The 16476-nt window shown below is 60.3% G+C and carries 18 protein-coding genes and 1 pseudogene; 3 read left to right on the top strand and 16 right to left on the bottom strand.

Features of this window, described 5'->3' with window-relative positions; genetic code table 11:
- Positions 1-164 precede the first annotated feature (164 nt).
- The 8 genes from BMX59_RS24315 to gspG form a co-directional block, all read right to left on the bottom strand.
- Complete coding sequence (locus BMX59_RS24315; protein ID WP_071491222.1) at positions 165-1352, bottom strand: substrate-binding domain-containing protein; 1188 nt, start codon at positions 1350-1352, stop codon at positions 165-167.
- 324 nt (positions 1353-1676) lie between these two features.
- Positions 1677-2888, bottom strand: coding sequence for a type II secretion system inner membrane protein GspF (gene gspF / locus BMX59_RS24310; RefSeq protein WP_093126628.1), 1212 nt, complete (start codon positions 2886-2888; stop codon positions 1677-1679).
- Positions 2888-4306, bottom strand: a complete 1419-nt coding sequence (gspE, locus tag BMX59_RS24305; RefSeq protein ID WP_093126624.1) for a type II secretion system ATPase GspE — start codon at positions 4304-4306, stop codon at positions 2888-2890. The genes gspF and gspE overlap by 1 nt, the downstream gene beginning before the upstream one ends.
- 703 nt (positions 4307-5009) lie before the next feature.
- Positions 5010-7286 carry a type II secretion system secretin GspD gene (gene gspD, locus BMX59_RS24295; RefSeq protein WP_093126621.1) on the bottom strand — a complete coding sequence of 759 codons (2277 nt, stop codon included), beginning with the start codon at positions 7284-7286 and terminating at the stop codon, positions 5010-5012.
- The gene (gene gspM / locus BMX59_RS24290) at positions 7283-7795 is read right to left on the bottom strand and encodes a type II secretion system protein GspM (RefSeq protein WP_093126618.1); all 513 of its coding nucleotides are present in this window, start codon (positions 7793-7795) and stop codon (positions 7283-7285) included. Before gspM ends, gspD begins: the two co-directional genes overlap by 4 nt.
- Positions 7788-8846, bottom strand: a complete 1059-nt coding sequence (gene gspL / locus BMX59_RS24285) for a type II secretion system protein GspL (RefSeq protein ID WP_093126615.1) — start codon at positions 8844-8846, stop codon at positions 7788-7790. The genes gspM and gspL overlap by 8 nt, the downstream gene beginning before the upstream one ends.
- Positions 8843-9712: a type II secretion system minor pseudopilin GspK gene (gene gspK / locus BMX59_RS24280; RefSeq protein ID WP_175486706.1), complete on the bottom strand. Its 870-nt coding sequence runs from the start codon at positions 9710-9712 to the stop codon at positions 8843-8845. The genes gspL and gspK overlap by 4 nt, the downstream gene beginning before the upstream one ends.
- Before the next feature lie 8 nt (positions 9713-9720).
- The gene (gene gspG, locus BMX59_RS24275; protein ID WP_093126609.1) at positions 9721-10170 is read right to left on the bottom strand and encodes a type II secretion system major pseudopilin GspG; all 450 of its coding nucleotides are present in this window, start codon (positions 10168-10170) and stop codon (positions 9721-9723) included.
- Between the two features lie 148 nt (positions 10171-10318).
- Here gspG and gspI point away from each other — a divergent pair, with 148 nt between their 5' ends.
- Complete coding sequence (gene gspI, locus BMX59_RS24270) at positions 10319-10684, top strand: type II secretion system minor pseudopilin GspI (protein ID WP_093126606.1); 366 nt, start codon at positions 10319-10321, stop codon at positions 10682-10684.
- Here gspI and BMX59_RS24265 read toward each other — a convergent pair.
- Positions 10671-11102 carry a type II secretion system protein N gene (locus BMX59_RS24265; RefSeq protein WP_093126603.1) on the bottom strand — a complete coding sequence of 144 codons (432 nt, stop codon included), beginning with the start codon at positions 11100-11102 and terminating at the stop codon, positions 10671-10673. The genes gspI and BMX59_RS24265 overlap by 14 nt on opposite strands.
- 93 nt (positions 11103-11195) lie before the next feature.
- Here BMX59_RS24265 and gspH point away from each other — a divergent pair, with 93 nt between their 5' ends.
- Both gspH and BMX59_RS24255 read left to right on the top strand, forming a co-directional pair.
- The gene (gspH, locus tag BMX59_RS24260; RefSeq protein WP_093126600.1) at positions 11196-11648 is read left to right on the top strand and encodes a type II secretion system minor pseudopilin GspH; all 453 of its coding nucleotides are present in this window, start codon (positions 11196-11198) and stop codon (positions 11646-11648) included.
- Positions 11645-12241: a type II secretion system protein GspJ gene (locus BMX59_RS24255; protein ID WP_092245900.1), complete on the top strand. Its 597-nt coding sequence runs from the start codon at positions 11645-11647 to the stop codon at positions 12239-12241. The genes gspH and BMX59_RS24255 overlap by 4 nt, the downstream gene beginning before the upstream one ends.
- Before the next feature lie 31 nt (positions 12242-12272).
- Here the strand turns inward: BMX59_RS24255 and BMX59_RS30300 are convergent, their stop codons facing one another.
- The 7 genes and pseudogenes from BMX59_RS30300 to BMX59_RS30555 form a co-directional block, all read right to left on the bottom strand.
- Complete coding sequence (locus BMX59_RS30300; protein ID WP_139212927.1) at positions 12273-12524, bottom strand: helix-turn-helix domain-containing protein; 252 nt, start codon at positions 12522-12524, stop codon at positions 12273-12275.
- A 344-nt stretch (positions 12525-12868) separates the two neighbouring features.
- A complete protein-coding gene (locus BMX59_RS24250) occupies positions 12869-13327 on the bottom strand; it encodes a GNAT family N-acetyltransferase (RefSeq protein ID WP_093126597.1) in 459 nt (152 codons plus the stop codon).
- Between the two features lie 25 nt (positions 13328-13352).
- Positions 13353-13538, bottom strand: a pseudogene (locus BMX59_RS24245) (transposase domain-containing protein); the annotation flags it as partial.
- 461 nt (positions 13539-13999) lie between these two features.
- Positions 14000-14503 (bottom strand): hypothetical protein, encoded by a 504-nt coding sequence (locus BMX59_RS24235; RefSeq protein WP_092245909.1) that lies wholly within the window; start codon positions 14501-14503, stop codon positions 14000-14002.
- Between the two features lie 314 nt (positions 14504-14817).
- Complete coding sequence (locus tag BMX59_RS24230; RefSeq protein WP_256572995.1) at positions 14818-15273, bottom strand: DUF4279 domain-containing protein; 456 nt, start codon at positions 15271-15273, stop codon at positions 14818-14820.
- 144 nt (positions 15274-15417) lie between these two features.
- The gene (locus BMX59_RS30295) at positions 15418-15648 is read right to left on the bottom strand and encodes a hypothetical protein (RefSeq protein WP_139212926.1); all 231 of its coding nucleotides are present in this window, start codon (positions 15646-15648) and stop codon (positions 15418-15420) included.
- Position 15649: 1 nt separating this feature from the next.
- The coding region (locus BMX59_RS30555) for a CdiA C-terminal domain-containing protein (protein ID WP_175486705.1) at positions 15650-16476 on the bottom strand (827 nt) is incomplete at its 5' end.

Below are 16476 nucleotides of genomic sequence, written 5' to 3'. Positions count from 1 at the left end.
GGCTCACGTATGAGGATTAGGCGGTTGGCGAGGGACACGACTGAACTTCTGTCATGCAAAGTTCACATGACGCTGTCGGCGCGGCGGTGAACAGCACAAACGCAAAAATCAGCAACGGCGCAGGCCGTTGCTGATCAGGTGTTGCGGGTCTTTGAAAGCGTGGGTTACAGCGGACGACCGATGCCGTTGCAGACGTTGGTGTTGCCGATGCTCAGGGCATTGGTGGCGGTCAAGAAGCTACCGCGAATAGCGATTTTCCAGTTGTTTGGCAGTGGCACGAACGCGTTGGCTTCGATCGCTGCGTCGTTGTTGGCAGACGAACCGTAGTGCTTGGTGAAGAAGTCACGCACTTGGGTGGTCTGGGTGGCATCGGCGTAGCACTGGCTGAAGATCACGTTGGTGAAGCCCAGGATCGGGTAGCCCGACGTTGGGTAAGGCACCACACCCGCGGTGTTGGCTTTGCCGAACACGGGAACCCAAGCGTCAGGGTTGCCACGGTCAGCGACAGCAGGCAACGGCACGGCATTGATGGCAGCGGATACGTTGCTCGCTTTCGGCGATACACCCTGGACCGCCACACCGTTGACCACGTCCTTGCCCACGCGAGCGACTTTAGTTGCGTCATCCAGACCGGCCAGGGTCGGGGCGGCGAAGTCAGGGCTCATATAGGTGATACCGCCGTCGGTACCGGCCAGGGTGGTCATCACGCCTTGGCTGCCAGTTGCGGAAACCGCGCCGGCAGGCAAACCACCGGTGTAGCTGGTGCCGAAGGTGGTGGTGACATTGAAGGTGCCGGTTTCAGCGCACTTGGCATTCAGGAAGCGCGTGAACAGTTCGGTGGTGCCACTGCTTTCGCTGCGGTAAACCACTTTGATGGCGCCACTGCGACCCGAACCTGTGATACCGCTCCAGTCGGCGATACGGCCGGAGAACACACCGCACAGCTCGTTGATGCTCAAGTCAACGGCCGCAGTCCCGCTTTTGTTGAACGGGATGGCAACCGAAGTACCCACCGATGGCACTTGGATCAGCTTGCCCCAGGCAGGTTGCTTGGCCGACGCATACGTCGACAGTTCAGTAGCGCTCAGCTTGGAATCGCTGCCCGCCCAGTGCACGTTCAGGTTGGAAACGCCAGCCTTCAACTTGGTGTAGTCGTTGGTCAGGAAAGCTGCCTTGCCATTGCCGCTGCCCACACCGATGTACGGGGCAAAACCTGCGGTCAACACGCCAGACGTCTGGTACAGCGCTTGTGGCAGGGTTGCGCCGCCGCCGTTGATGTCAGCCATTGCAGCCTGGGCCGAGCACAGTGCAGCGAGGGTCATGGATACCGCGAGAACGTTGCGCTTAAACATGAAGAATCTCCTTTCGTCGTGTTTGTACGTTTGGGGTAGAGGGCTCTTGCATGACGCCATGGCTTCGGTCCCGAGCCGTGTTCAGGGGGGTGGCCAGGGGTTAAAACCATGGGACAGAAATTCGCAGTTTCCGATGACGTTTATAGGAAAAAACCTCGGGAGGAACACCTTGATTTTTAAAAAGATTCTCGGGTGTTCCAGTCATGATTCCGAGCGCTTTGGGCGCAGGTGACAGTCAGGTTTCAGCGCGTATGGCTGGAGGCGGCATGGGCTGTCGGAATGTGACGGAACGAGGAACCCGAGGTTGGACGGGAGCAGGTGCGGTCAGGTGACCAGTTGGTTGATCTCGATGATCGGCAGCAACACCGCCATGACGATCACCAGCACCACGGCCCCCATCACCACGATCATCAGCGGCTCCAGCAACGCGGTCATGCCCATGGCACGCCGTTCGATATCCCGCGACAGTGTCTGCGCCGCGCGCTCCAGCATGGGCGGCAGCGAGCCGGTTTTCTCGCCGCTGGCGATCAAGTGGATCAGCACCGGCGGGAAGACCTTTTCCACCGCCAGCGCCGGGGCCAGGTTGACGCCCTCGCGCACCTTGGCGGTGGCGTCGTTGACGCATTGACTCAGGCGATCATTGGACAAGGTCTGCCGTGCCGCTTCCAGGGCGCGCAACAGCGGCACCCCGGCACCGCCGAGAATCGCCAGGGTCGAGGCGAATCGTGCCGTGTTCAGGCCCAGCACGAAGCGCCCGATCAGCGGCAAACGCAGTACGCGACTGTGCCAATTCAAGCGCGCCACGGAATTGCGCAGGTACAGGCGCCAGCTCCAGAAACCACCGACGATCCCGGCAAGACACAGCCAGCCCCAGGCGCGGATGAAGTCACTTGCGTTGAGCATCGCCAGGGTCAGCCCTGGCAGGTCCTGGCGGGCCTGGGAGAACGCGCTGACCACCTGGGGCACCACGTAGCTCAGCAAGAAAATCACAATGCCGATGGACACCAGCCCCACCACACCGGGGTAGATAAACGCGGTGAGGATCTTGCCACGCAGGTTGTTGCGCTCCTCGATGTAGTCGGCCAAACGCTCCATCACCTGGGCCAGGTCACCGGACTCCTCCCCCGCCGCAATCAGCGCGCGGTAGATCGACGGAAAATCCCGAGGTCGCGCCGCCAACGCATCCGCCAGGCGCATGCCGCCCCGCACATCGGCGCGCACGGCGGCCAGAGTCTGGGCGATATGCTTTTTCTCGGCCTGCTCCACCGTGGCACTCAGCGCGGCTTCCAACGGCAGGCTCGCACCCAGCAGGCTCGCCAGTTGCCGCGTGGCCCAGGCCAGGTCGTTGTCCGACAGTTTGGCGCTGAACAGGCTGCTGCCCGTCGCGGCCTGCTGATTGCCTTCGATCTGCACCAGCAACGCGGTCAAACCGCGACTGCGCAGGTTGGCAAAGGCTGCGCTCTGGCTGTCGGCCTCCACATGCCCGGCCTCGACTTTGCCGCTGCTATCGGCGGCTTCATAGCGATAGCGATTCATCAGGCGTCCCGTGTCACACGCAGGATTTCTTCGGGGGCGGTGGCACCGCTGCGCACCCAGCGTTCACCGTCTTCACGCATGCTCAACATCCCGGCGCGGCGCGCGGCCAGGCGCAGGTCCTGCTCGTTGGCGCCCTCATGAATCAGGCTGCGTACCGCATCGTCGACACAGAACAACTCATGGATCCCGGTACGTCCGCTGTAGCCGACCTGGTTGCATTGCGCGCAGCCGACCGGGCGCCAGGTGCCGGGCGCGGCGGGGTCTTCCTGCTTGCAGTGCGGGCACAGGCGCCGTACCAGGCGCTGGGCCAACACCCCCAACAGGGACGACGCCAGCAGGAACGGCTCCACCCCCATATCGATCAGGCGGTTGACCGCCGACACCGCATCGTTGGTGTGCAGGGTCGCCAGCACCAGGTGACCGGTGAGCGAAGCCTGCACGGCGATTTGTGCGGTCTCCAGGTCACGGATTTCGCCGATCATGATGATGTCCGGGTCCTGGCGCAGGATCGCACGCAGGGCCAGGCCGAAGGTCATGTCGATCTTGGCGTTGACCTGGATCTGGCTGATACCCGGCAGGTCGTATTCCACCGGGTCTTCCACGGTGAGGATATTGCTGGTGCTCGCATCCAGCCGCGCCAGGGCGGCGTACAGGCTGGTGGTCTTGCCACTGCCGGTGGGCCCGGTGACCAGCACGATGCCGTGGGGCTGGCGGATCAGCGTATCCAGGCGCGCCAGCAGCTGCGGCTCCATGCCCAGGGTTTCCAACTGCAGGCGCCCGGCCTGTTTGTCCAGCAGGCGCATGACCACCCTTTCGCCATGGCCGGTGGGCACCGTGGACACGCGAATATCGATGGGCCGCCCGGCCACGCGCAGGGCGATACGGCCGTCCTGGGGCAGGCGTTTTTCGGCGATATCGAGTTGGGCCATGATCTTGATCCGCGAGACCAGCGCGCCATGCAATGCCTTGCGTGGCGAGACCACGTCACGCAGGGTGCCGTCGACACGGTAGCGCACCACGGAATGGGTTTCGTAGGGTTCGATGTGGATGTCGCTGGCTTCGTCGCGGGCAGCCTGGGTGAGCAAGGCGTTGATCATGCGGATTACCGGGGCGCCGTCCTGGGTGTCCAGCAGGTCGGTGATTTCGGGCATGTCTTGCATCAGGCGGTCGAGGTCGACCTCGTTTTCGGCGGCGCCGACGACGGCGGCGGCGCTGCCGGTGTCGGCGTACGCGCTGGTGAGCAGGCCGTCGAGTTCGTCGTCGCGGACCTGTTCGAGGTGGGTTTGGCCGAATTGGCGGTGGACTTCGCTGATGGACCAGCCGGGGGTTGAGGGGCAGACCGTCAGCAGGTGGCCTGCTTCGGTGGGGCGCAGGAGGATGCGTTGGGATTTGGCCCAGGCGTAGGGCAATAGGCTCATTGGGTTGGACCTGTTTTTAGGTGTACATATCCGTTTTTTGGGTAACGGCGGCTTATGGTTCCGCCCTTACGGCGGCTCACTTTTGAAGAGCGCAAAAGTAAGCAAAACGCTCTTGCCCCAACACTCGGCACCTCGCTCAGGCTCGGTGTGCCCGTAATCCGACAGTGATTTGGGGGGCCGCCTAACATCAAAAGCAAACGCGGCGGCCTAGTAGCCGACCGAATCGTTGAAGTAAACGCGTTCCCCTGTAGGAGCCGGGCTTGCCCGCGATGGTCGTTAACGATGACGCGGGAAACCAGGATAAACGCGGCGCGCTCACTGGTTTCAGGGCTGCTTCGCAGCCCAACGCGGGGCAAGCCCGCTCGCCACAGTAGGGCGGCAACACAAAACAAAAAACGTATCCACGATGCGAAGCGAGTCGCTCTTGATCTTGCTCTTCGGCGCCCCGTAAAACCACGCTGGCCGAACGCAGGCTTGAATCCGTGGGTAACCCGGCAGGACGCCGGGTTAGCCGCACTGGGCCATGGATGGCCCATTGCGGCGGCCCACGGATTCAAGCCTTCGTTACGGCACACCGAGCCTGGGCGAGGTGCCGAGTGGTGGGGCGAGGACCTTTTGGTTACTTTTGGGTCCTTCCAAAAGTGACCCGCTGTAAGAGCGGAACCATAAGCCGCCGTTACCGCAGCAACGGATATGTACTCAATCACCGTCTCCCCCCAGAACCAGGAATCGCCTTGTCCACAGAAGGCAACTGCGGCGCCTGCACATCCGGCATCGCCCAACTGTGCTCCGGCTGCAACCCCCCTTGCGCCCTGCGCATAAACTCATACCGATTCAACGTAATACTGCGCCCCGCCCCACTGTCCCGAATAATGTAGGGCCGCAAAAACACCATCAGGTTAGTCTTGTTCACACTGCGCTTCTCATTGCGAAACAACGCCCCCAACCCCGGAATATCCGATAACCACGGCACCGCATCATTGCTCTGGCTATACCCATCCTGCAGCAACCCACCGAGCACCATGATTTGCCCGTCATCCAGCAAAATACTGGTATCGATCGCGCGCTTGTTGGTCACCGTACCCGCCTCCACCGACGCCCGCGCATCCACGGTGCTGACCTCCTGGTAGATATCCAGCTTCACGGTGCCGCCTTCGGAAATCTGCGGCCGCACGTTCAACTTGAGCCCCACCTCTTCACGCTGCACGGTCTGGAACGGGTTGTTGCTGGTGCCCCCGCCGCCGGTCACATAACTGCCGGTGACAAACGGAATGGTCTGGCCCACGAAAATGCTCGCCGCTTCGTTGTCCAGGGTCAGCAGGTTGGGCGTGGACAATATGTTGGTGCCGCCCTTGCTCTTCAACGCACGGGCCAACACCTTGAGGTCGAGCACCTTGCCGATGCCGGGAATATCAACCGTGCCGTTGACCACCCCCACATTCAGCCCCTTGGGCAGCACATCAATACTGGTGGGGCTATTGGGCTTACCATTCACGCCGCTACCGCCGAGGTTCACGCCACCAAACCCACCCTTGCCCCCCAGGTTGCCGGCCTGCCACTGCACGCCAAACTCGGTGGCATCGTCCTCGCCGACTTCCACGATTAGGCTTTCGATCACCACCTGGGCACGGCGCTGGTCGAGCATGTCGATGACTTCGCGCAGGTTGCGGTACAACGGGTCCGGCGCGGAGATCAGCAGGGTGTTGGTGGTGGCGTCGGCCTGGATCGTCACGCCGCCGGCACTGAACGCGGTGTCCTGGTCCTTGGGGGTGCCGTTGGTGCCGGTGGTCGAGCCGGTGGCCTGGCCATAACCCGACTGCACGCCGCTGCCGGTGGGCGTGCCGCTGCTGTTTTGCGCATTGCTCGCGCCTTGGGCGGTGTTCTTGCCATTGCCGCCCATGGCGCTGAGCTTGCCCCGGGCATCGTCGCTCACGCCGGAATCGCTCTCGCCGGTGAGCAAGCCGCGCAGTGACTGGGCCAACTTGCCCGCCTGGGCGTTGCGCAGGTACACCACGTGCATATTGCTGGGGTTGCTCTGGGCGTTGTCGAGTTTATAGATGAGGTTGCGCGCCAGTTCCGTGCGCTCCGGGCTGCCGGAGCGGATGATGATCGAGTTGGAGCGCGGGTCGCCGACCACGTTGATTTTCTGGGTCTGGTCGGCGCCCTGGGTGTCCAGCAGCTCGGAGACCATGGCGGCGATGTCCACGGCGATGCCGTTCTGCACCATCACCACATCGGTGTCGATGGCGCTGGGGGTGTCGATACCGTTGATGATCTGCGCCACCCGCGCCAGGTTTTCCGCGTAGTCGGTGATGACGATGCTGTTGTTGCCGGGGTAGGCATTGATCGGGTTGTTCGGCGACACGATGGGGCGCAGCACCGGGATCAGGTTGACGGCGTTTTCGTATTGCAGACGGAAGGTGCGGGTCTGCATGCCACTGCTGCCGGCGCTGTAGATCGGCCCGCCGAGCAGCTTGGCATCGGCCTCGGGCACCACCTGGGCGACGCCGCCCACATCGACCACGCTGAAGCCCTGCATGCGCAACGCCGCCAGCAGCATGTCGTAGGCCTGATGCGCCGGCACCTGGCCTTCGCTGACCAGGGTGAGGTTGCCCTTCACACGCGGGTCGACCAGGAATTGTTGGCCGGTGGCGCGGGAGAGTGCGCGCACCACGGCCTGGATGTCGGCGTCGACAAAGTTGAGCTGCACCGGTTGGTCACCCAGCGGGTTGCGGGCGTTGACGGTTGCCGGGGCATGGCCGCGAGCACTGTTGGTGACGCGGTGCTGTACCGGCGCTTTGGGGGCGGGTTGGCTCTGGCGGTCGAGAACGGTCTCGCCACTGCGACGGGTGTCCGCCAGGGGCTGGCCGAGTTCGCTGTCCACCAGCAGCGGCTTGGACGCGTCCTGGTTGCTGCACGCACTCAGGGCCAGCACCAGCAACGGCGCGACCATACGGAAAGGGGGGACTGACCACTTCATGAAGCTTCCTTAGCGCCAAGCGCCTGATCCATGCGAACGGTCCCGGACACAGTGCCGGCCGAGTTGTCGACGGTATCGAGCACGCGCTGCAAATGCGCCTCGGACACCTCCAGGGAAAACGAACGGGCATTGCCCAGCAGCCAGCCCACCACCGCATCGGCCGGGGCGTTGTCCAAGGTCAGGCGCCACCCAGTGGGTTCGAGCGCCTGCAACTGGTAATGCCCCTGCAGACCGGCACTGTCCAGGGCCTGGCGCAGCGCGGCTTCGTCGCCCGGACTGGGCGCGGCGACGTCCTGCAACAACACTTGCAAGGCGGCGGCCTGAGCGCGCAGCTTGGGGGTTTCGGTCTGCCAGTAATCGATCTTCTTCAACGCGGGTTGCACCAGCACCAGCCAGGTCAACAGGCTGGCCAGGACCAGGCCGGCGCCGCCGAGCATGCGCTTTTCGTGCAGGGCCAGGCCGCTCCAGAACACCCGGGCCTGGCTGCGCAGTCGCTGGACTTTATTCATCGCCAGCTCCGGCTTTTTCTGCGGCTTGCGCGGGAGCAATGGTCCAGGCCTGGCCATCGCGGCTGGCGGTGAAACCGGCCTGGGCCAACGCCGCCTGCCATTCACCTTCGGCGGTCGGGTGACGGCTGTCGGCGAGCAGCTCGACACGCAAGCGTCCCTGTTCAAACGTCAGGTTGTCGACACTGCCGACCATGAACGGCAGGTTGCTGCCCACCAGTTGCAGCAGGCCGGGGAAGCGTTGGCCCGGGTCGGCGGCCGCGCCGGTCTGGCGTGCGGCCAATTGCTGGCGGGCCTGTTGCAAGGGGTTGAGCACCACCGGCAACGCCGGAAACGCCTGGCGCACCTGCTGGCTCATCAGTGCCTTGAGTCGCTGGCCTTGCTCCACCTGGCGCGCGGCATACAGGTTGAGGCCCAGGGTCCAGATGGCGATGGCCAGCGCCACGCAGGCCAGTGCCCTGCCCCATCCGCCGGTCGAGGGCTGTGTGAGGCGACCCTGCAACCCCCATGTGGGCAGCGGCCCACTCCAACGCTGCGCCGCTGCCACCAATGGCAGGTCCAGCGCCTGCAAACCCAGCGGGTGCACCGTGCCTTGTTGCAGGCTGTCACGGGTCAGCAGGTAGCCGTCATCCAACGCAGCGGCGCCCACCGGCAACGCATAGGGTGCCGGGTACAGGCCGCGCAGCTTGAGCGGCAACTGCGCCAACCGCTCCAGCCCGGCCTTGGGCACCCAGGCCACCTGCACGCGGCCATCGCTTTCACGCGGGCCGTGGGCCACCTGCATCTGTTCAACCGGGCCGAGGATCAACGCTTGTGCGGCACAGGCCACGGCGGCGGCGGTCTTCGCCGCCGGCAATGGCGGCAGTTCCAGGCTGGTCAGCAGGCTGTCCCGCGGATGCAGGAAACAGTCCGCTGCCTGGCGTGACTGGCCCAACTGCGCCAGGCTGGCGTCGCCCTCTTCAATGACCACGCCACGCTCCACCCAGGCAAACCGGACCTGGCTCTGCGCGCTCAATTGATCCAGTGGCGGCAAGCCAATGCGCAAGCGTTTCATACGCCCACCCGCGCCCAGATCACCCGGGGCTGCCGGTCTTCGGGGCGGTGCAACAAGGCGTCGAGGCTGACCCGCCGCTGCTCGCGCCGCGCCTGGCCCCGCACGCGGAACCACTCGCTGGTGATGCCCACCTGCACCGAATCCACCGCCACTTGCGGCAAGTGCAGGCGGTTGACGAAATCACCCCGGTTGATAAACCACTGCCCGCTGTCACGCTCGGCCACCAATCCATGGGCCTGGGACAGGCTGAGCTGAGGCACCACCGCACTGAGTACTTCGGCGCTGGCGGTGTTGCCGTTGACCCAGGTCGGGCCGGGCAACACGCTGATATAGGCCTGCATGCGCTGCAACACCAAAGGGTCGAGGCCTTCGATCCCGCTCAGCTCATCCAGGCTGCGCAGCATCGGGGATCTGGCGGGCGGCTCATAAGAGGCAATCACCCGCCGACTGATGCGTTGACTTACCGCCGGGTCGACGCCGATCAGGCGGCACAACCGTTCAAAACTCTGCAATTGCTCGGTGTCCACCTGCTGGCGGTTGACCAGGTTGCGCAGGTTGAACTTGCCCTGTTCGTCCTCGATCCGCCCCTCGAAGGCCCCCCCTTGGGCACGCGCCCAGGGTTGGTCGAGACGGGTCAGCACGTCCTTCTGGCGGGCGTCCCAGAGCATCTGCCGGCTGCGCTCCAGGCCGCCCTGCAACAACCATTGGCCCTGGATGCGCAACTGCTCGGCTTCGAGGCTGCGGGTAAATACGGTCTGGCGCGTGAGCATGGCGCCGGCCAATACCGCCACCACCGCTGCGATCAGCAAGGCGCTGATAATCGCCATGCCGCGCTGCTTCGCCACTGGGGGCGAATACCGTTTCATGGCGGGCCTTAGAGTTGCCAGGAGCCGATATCGGCATTCACGCCATCGCCATCCGGTTGGCCGTCGGCGCCGAGGGAGAACACATCCACCTCACCATTGGCGCCCGGGTTGAGGTAGTGATACGGGTGGCCCCAGGGGTCGTTGGGCAGGCGATCCAGGTAGGCGCGCCAGTTGCTGTTCTTGGCGTCGGCCGGGCGTTCCACCAACACCTTGAGGCCCTGGTTCATGCTCGGGTAAGTGCCGTGGTCGAGGCGATAGAGTTTCAGCGCCTGCATCAACCCGCCGATGTCCTGCCTGGCCGCCGTGGCCCGCGCCTGGTCAGGCCGGTCAAGCACCTTGGGCACCACCATTGCGGCGAGGATCCCGAGGATGACCACCACCACCATGATCTCGATCAAGGTGAAGCCACGCTGCCTGTGAGGGCCTGGCAATGGGGACGTTAGGCGCGCGATATCCATCTCGACATTCCTTGGCTTGAGTGCAATTCGTGGCGCAGTGTTGCAAGAACACATGTCAGTCGTATTGAAATTCCTCGGGAGTTTCAGTCGCCAATCGGTCAACTGCCGGCGCTAGTCTGCGGGCCTGTTTCCCGGCTTTGAGAGCGCCATGTACGGCCGTCGCAAGGAGCAAGGTTTCACCCTGATCGAAGTGCTGGTGGCGCTGGCGATCATCGCCGTGGCCATGGCCGCCGCCGTGCGCGTGGCCGGGTTGATGACCCAGAGCAACGGCCTGCTGCGGGACAAATCCATCGCGTTGCTGGCGGCGCAGAGTCGCCTCGCCGAACTGCGCCTGGAAGGCCACCTGCGCAGCGGCAAGCAGACCTTCACCTGCGATCAAGGCCGCCTGAAACTGCGCTGCGAACAAACCATCAACGCCGACGGCCGTCTGTTCCAGGTCAACCTGCAAGTGCTCGACGCCAGCCGCGAAGCGCCGCCCCTGGCGCGGCTGGACACCCAGGTCATGGCCGAGTGAGCAGCGGCAACGCAGGCCCCGCCGGCAACTTGTCGAGGTTGACACGCTGCTTCTCGCCGCCGCGCTCGATCTCCACCCCGTCGCCTTCAATGGCCGTCAGCCGCACACCGGGGCTGAGGCGTTCACCCACTAGAAAGCTGCGCGGCGGGCCATCGTTGAGACTCAGGATCGCCACCGCACCACGGGCACCTGCCAACACGCCAGTGACTTTGACTTGCAGCGCTGTCGGCGCATTGGAAAACCATTGCAGCGCCGGGTTATCGCTGCGTGCCGCGAGTGCCTGGGGCGTGGCTTGCGGCGTGTGGGATTCTGCCGTGGTCAGCAGCAGCGGCGTCCATACCGCCACGCCCGCCAGCGCGGCCAGCACACCCAGGGCCTGCACCCCGTGGGCCAGGGTGAAACGAGGGGCAAATGTCATGGGGAGGACCTCCTGTTTGTCCGTCGCACCAGCCTACAGGTCAATTCGCACGCTTTTATTTCACACACTCCCCAGTTCTCCAGGTAGCCCGCGATGAAACAGCAAGGCTTCACCCTGATCGAGCTGATGGTGGTGCTGGTGATCATCGGCATCGCCAGCGCCGCCATCAGCCTCACCATCAAGCCCGATCCGCTGCACCTGTTGCGCAAAGACGCCGAACGCCTGAGCCAACTGCTGCAAGTCGCCCAGGCCGAAGCCCACGCCGACGGCCGCCCCATCACCTGGCGCGCGGATGCCAAGGGGTTTCGCTTCAACCGCCAGTGGGACGACGGCCAGGGCCTCGATACCTTTGAAAACGACGACCCGTTGCGCCCACGCCTGTGGGAAAGCACGCCGATGCAGATCAGTCTCGAGCCCCGGCAAACCCTGGTGCTCAACGCTGAATGGATCAACCCACCGCTGCGCATGGTGCTGTCCGACGGCCAACACAGCCTCAGCCTGCAACGCGACGCCGCCGGGTTGATGCGCGTGGTCAGCCAACCATGAAGCCGGCACAGCAAGGCTTCACCCTGATCGAAGTGATGGTGGCGATCATGCTCATGGCGGTGGTCAGCCTGATCGCCTGGCGCGGGCTGGACAGCGTCACCCGCGCCGATCAGCATTTGCAGGCAAGCACCGAACAGACCGAAGTGTTGCTGCGCGCGCTGAACCAGATGCAACGGGATATCAGCCTGCGTGCCAGCGTCGAACTGACGCCCCCTGAAGCCACACAAACGGAGGGATTGGCCGCCGTGACCGTGCGCAGCTCCGACAGCAAGGGCTTTCGCCTCGACGTGATCCGCAGCGCCCCAATGGCAGGCGACGGCCTGCAACGGGTACGTTGGTGGCTCAAGGGCGACGCACTCTACCGCGCCGCCGCCCCCGCACGGGACCGCTACCCCCTGCCGGCGGCAAAGGACGGCGTGGTGGTACTGACCGGCGTCAGTGACCTGCAGGTACGCGTATGGGAAGCGGACAAAGGCTGGCGGCAACTGAGCGGCAATCGCCGCGAAGACCCGTTGGGACTGGAGATCAGCCTGGTGCGGCAGACACCGCAGGGGGTGGAAAAATACCGGCAGGTGGTGGGACCCTTGAAATAGAGGCGGCCCTTTGACCGCCCCACCACTGTCATCATCCGCGCTCGCCGGTCTCAAGCCACACTTTGCTGACGCTCAAGGTTGTCGCCAGCTTTTCCACGCGATCCACTGGCAGCCCCCGTGAAAACCAATTGTTGAGGCACTGCGGGCTGACGTGCATCCATTCGGCAAAGGCCGTGGGCGGAATGCCGTAGGTGTTGAGCACCATGCGCAGGCGCTGGCCGGAATGAAGGGTCGGGGGTTGTGGTGGGGTGTGGCGCCGGGGGGATTTTTTTCGGGTATGCATGAGGTGGGCGGCTCCCTGCCGTGGTGGATTGCTCCGTGAACTATAAAACAGCGCAGGCATGAAACAGCAGGTGTCCGGGAGGGCTGGAAAAGCATAAAACGAAATGACCTACATATTGCAGGGAGCAATTCCTACGGCTCGATAGGAAGCTGAACGCCGGTCACGGCTGATCGACGTTCGGGTTGAACTGACTTGACCACGTATTACAACAAACGGCGTTGCACCGCTTCTTCCAGGGTACTGCGGGTCAAGGCATGCACCACGTCCTGCGTGTTTTTCTGGAAAGGAATGGCGACGATCGATCGCGGGTAACACACCTTGCTTAGGTTTTTGCTGTCATTGCCTCAAGGCTGAGTATGACTAGCGTTATGCTCGTCGAGATCAAATCTTTTCTGCATAAAAAACCGATTGTATCCAGCGACCGGGTAATCTTTGAGTTCTCCAAATATGCTGAAGCCGAGCCGGCGGTAAAAGTCCGGAGCCTGAAAAGAGAATGTGTCCAGCCAGATACCTTGGCAGCCTTTCTCACGCGCCAGCGCTTCCACCTTGTCCATCAACTTTGCGCCCAACCCTTGCCCTCGGGCTACTTCAGGGACTACCAGCAGCTCAACAAATAACCACTGCCCAGAAATTTTTGCGTATAGCCCACCTTGCGTAGCCCCTGCGTCATCCTTGATCAAGATCGCAAGTTTTTCAGTTCCGATGAGCCCCGTTTGTGCTTGGTTGAATTCGCGCAGCGGTGCCAAAATCGCTTGGTAATCGACCTCTTGAGGCGTCTCATTTATCTCAATCCGTAAGTCCACAGCTTTCTCCTTGAGTGGTTTTTGATTAAACAGGCGCCCAACGATGTGGTAACAAGTTGGTGGCGTCCCCTGTCCGCTGCGTGGGCAGACGAGTCAAAACGTCCTTCATTTAAGCATACGGCTCATGTCCGTTCATGCGCGCAGACTGGATCAAAGTCATAATCGCTGCCGCCCGCTTTCCGCTGCGTAGCGATCCGGCAAACAACCTATTTTACCTTCTTATACCTTTTGCCCCAACTAAAGCTTAAAGAGAATAGAAAAATCCGGACCGAGCTCATTTCTCAAGCATTCAGCTAATCGCTCTCCTTCTCGCTTGAATTCGCGCTCTAACTCCTCACTCTTGAACCCAGAGTTTGGCGGGTAATCAGCATTCAGGGTTTCATCGTATATAGCGGCCCACTTTGATAGACGCAGCTGAAGCTCTTCAGAAATAGGAAGCCCGCAAGGAGCTATGTCCCCATACTCATCGGGGGGACATATTCCAAAGCGGATGACACTGATAATCCGCCATCAACTTTAGATTTTTCATTTAACGCTGCCCCTTGGATTTGCACCGACGACAAAACCGTTGTCGCCAACAGTCACAGCAATTCGCTGCGGCTGCCCATTAATACTTAACTCATAAATTGGGCACCCAGCTCCAGAGCCTTGATAACCAACGAGCTGGATCCCTCAAGGTCTGACCCCGTTTTCCACCCCCCCTTTTCCGCCCAACAAAACAAACGTCAACCCTTCGCTGGCAATTATTTCATCTGGCACCCTATCACAAAAAAAGAGCTCATCCCCTAAATTCAAAATTGATAGAAACGAGTCATATTCAAACAACAATAATACGCCTATCACTTTACGCTCTACCGAGGACTTTATAGCCGAGACCGAAAGCAATCTAAGCCCGACAACATCAAAAAAATAACTTCCACTAGAAACACAAAAATCAATCAATTTTCCGTACTCACCCAAATCGCATTCAGCAATAGGCGTTTCAGAAAAACATAGCGACACACCATCACTTCCGCAATATAACCTCCCACTCTCCAAATCTTCAAATCGAAAAGAAACCTCTTGAGGAATCGAGCCTCTATAAGACTCGAACACATGAAGCAATGCATTTACTGAAAGCAGCTTACTTCCTAACGCCCTCACTAACCAAGTATTCATAAGATATGAAAGACTCATTACCTACTCCCCCCTTCAAAGCACTTTTCACAGATGAATTCTGAGTCACCCCATCTTTCAAGATAGTCACAAACGTTCCATCTGGCTTGGTAACAACATGGACTCCTCAGGATCAGACCCCATTTATCCCCATAACTCGTATCGACTCAAACCGCCAAATTGCCCAAGCGTATTTACCTTCATTATGGAATCCCATCCGAATTGGTAGGCCGGGGAGTCAGTTTAGTAGAAGATAACCGAACGCTTACTGTTCCGTCCGGCAGCGTATTTCTACCATATTCAATTAATTGGATTCCGCCCCCTTACCTTTTTTCTTATTCGACAAAGTAAACATCAAAAGAAACTTCCAAATCCAAGTCTGCTAAAGCTTTCATCTGCTCAGGCCAAAGTACTGGACCGCTGTGCCCCAGCAGAGAAAACCACACACACTTCAGGGTGATTTTCACCCCATCAATCTGCTGCACGAAACCCAAAGACTCACGATGCGGTTGGATCTCACGGACTAACCAATCAATGTGGTCGCGAAGATCTTTAGACTGCACATTTCCCGCGCTAGATAAAAACCAGCTAGAGTTCTTCACCTCTCGCGTGACTCCACGACTATTTTTTACTTTTTCGCCTACAACAGTAATTTGTGTTGGTTGAACATGCATGATATTGGAAATTTCGCTTGGATGAATATCGCCAGGATAAATCATTAGCCTAACGAAGCACTCGGCGCACGCTTCATAGCCCGTTGATACCGGCGTAATTCTAGATTTTCTACTCACGGCAAACAACCTCTAATACCCTCTAATATCTTTAACATAGTTTTGCCGGACAAGCGGGAGATACCCGAAGTCTCCGTCAGCTTTAGATATAGCGCTATCCCAGACAGGCGCTACTTTTGCACCAACTTAACTTGCAATAAATGACTATTCCGGCATATATGAAATCGGGGAAACATCAAAGCCGTTCCAAAACACTAATAATCGCCCACAACAAGAACACTTAAGTGCACTATTCATTTCTCGATAAATAGACTCCGCATCAACGGAGCCTTGGAATTTTTCAAATCCATCATCTGAAATCATCAACCATTCAATTGAATTAGGTATCCCACCAAAATTTAACTTATTACCACACTTGCAGAGAACTGATGGCATTTTATTTTCCTATAATAACGACATCATTAATATTTTTTGCACCTGAACCGTTAACTCTACGCAGTACATCTCCTAATTGCTCTCTGGTAACGGAGCTTTTCGATAAATCTAGAACAACCCCCTCAGTCTGTGTATTTTTCTTCGCTATCGCAGAAATTATTCGGTCCGCGTTACCTGTTGTAGGCGTATATACATCATAGCGAACACCATCAACTAGAAGATCTGAAGTATTTCCTCCTGCTCGTGTACCAACAGGGCTGCGCAACTCAACTTTTTTACCTTGGGCCGCCATATAATATGCAGAATTTATCTCTGACTGAGTAAATTTTCCATTTGGATCTATTCGAAGTACACCTTTTGCACCATCGTAGCTCGCGTCGTTGGCAGCAGCTTTTCCGTTACCTACAACACTTGTTTCTCCAGAAACCAAGCCAGATGCAGTGTCTTTTGCCCCACCCGCCACAGCCCGCCTATAAGCCACCACCCCCGCCGCAGTCCCCACCCCAACCGCCAGCGCGATCTTCAGGTTGTCCGCAATGTCCTGCGCCTGGGCGTCGCTCAGTGCCCACTTCGACTTGAGCGACTCGACCATCGCGCCCACCGAGTGCTCGGTCGTGGCGGTCGCCAGCATTTCCTGAAATTCGTAATTGCCGTTGATCAGGCTCTGTACCGCCTCCCGTGCATCGGGCGAGGCGTAGTCGGCGATGTCGCGGATGGCATTCAGGTCCGCCAGGGTGTTGGCGACTTCTTTGGAGCTTGCCGCGCAGGAACTGGGGTCGGCCTGGCAGCTGACGATGGCGTCAATGTCCTGCTGGAGGCTCAGTTCCT

The sequence above is a fragment of the Pseudomonas sp. NFR09 genome (assembly GCF_900111535.1).
GTDB classification, from domain to species: domain Bacteria; phylum Pseudomonadota; class Gammaproteobacteria; order Pseudomonadales; family Pseudomonadaceae; genus Aquipseudomonas; species Aquipseudomonas extremorientalis.
Note: the sequence above shows the minus strand (reverse complement) of the source record. Positions and strands in the feature narration are given on the sequence as shown.

Bases quoted from the DNA above. Each gene is read 5' to 3' on its own strand.
- BMX59_RS24315 (WP_071491222.1), bottom strand. From the start codon at position 1,352: ATGTTTAAGCGCAACGTTCTCGCGGTATCCATGACCCTCGCTGCACTG.
- gspF (WP_093126628.1), bottom strand. From the start codon at position 2,888: ATGAATCGCTATCGCTATGAAGCCGCCGATAGCAGCGGCAAAGTCGAG.
- gspE (WP_093126624.1), bottom strand. From the start codon at position 4,306: ATGAGCCTATTGCCCTACGCCTGGGCCAAATCCCAACGCATCCTCCTG.
- gspD (WP_093126621.1), bottom strand. From the start codon at position 7,286: ATGAAGTGGTCAGTCCCCCCTTTCCGTATGGTCGCGCCGTTGCTGGTG.
- gspM (WP_093126618.1), bottom strand. From the start codon at position 7,795: ATGAATAAAGTCCAGCGACTGCGCAGCCAGGCCCGGGTGTTCTGGAGC.
- gspL (WP_093126615.1), bottom strand. From the start codon at position 8,846: ATGAAACGCTTGCGCATTGGCTTGCCGCCACTGGATCAATTGAGCGCG.
- gspK (WP_175486706.1), bottom strand. From the start codon at position 9,712: ATGAAACGGTATTCGCCCCCAGTGGCGAAGCAGCGCGGCATGGCGATT.
- gspG (WP_093126609.1), bottom strand. From the start codon at position 10,170: ATGGATATCGCGCGCCTAACGTCCCCATTGCCAGGCCCTCACAGGCAG.
- gspI (WP_093126606.1), top strand. From the start codon at position 10,319: ATGTACGGCCGTCGCAAGGAGCAAGGTTTCACCCTGATCGAAGTGCTG.
- BMX59_RS24265 (WP_093126603.1), bottom strand. From the start codon at position 11,102: ATGACATTTGCCCCTCGTTTCACCCTGGCCCACGGGGTGCAGGCCCTG.
- gspH (WP_093126600.1), top strand. From the start codon at position 11,196: ATGAAACAGCAAGGCTTCACCCTGATCGAGCTGATGGTGGTGCTGGTG.
- BMX59_RS24255 (WP_092245900.1), top strand. From the start codon at position 11,645: ATGAAGCCGGCACAGCAAGGCTTCACCCTGATCGAAGTGATGGTGGCG.
- BMX59_RS30300 (WP_139212927.1), bottom strand. From the start codon at position 12,524: ATGCATACCCGAAAAAAATCCCCCCGGCGCCACACCCCACCACAACCC.
- BMX59_RS24235 (WP_092245909.1), bottom strand. From the start codon at position 14,503: ATGAGTCTTTCATATCTTATGAATACTTGGTTAGTGAGGGCGTTAGGA.
- BMX59_RS30295 (WP_139212926.1), bottom strand. From the start codon at position 15,648: ATGCCATCAGTTCTCTGCAAGTGTGGTAATAAGTTAAATTTTGGTGGG.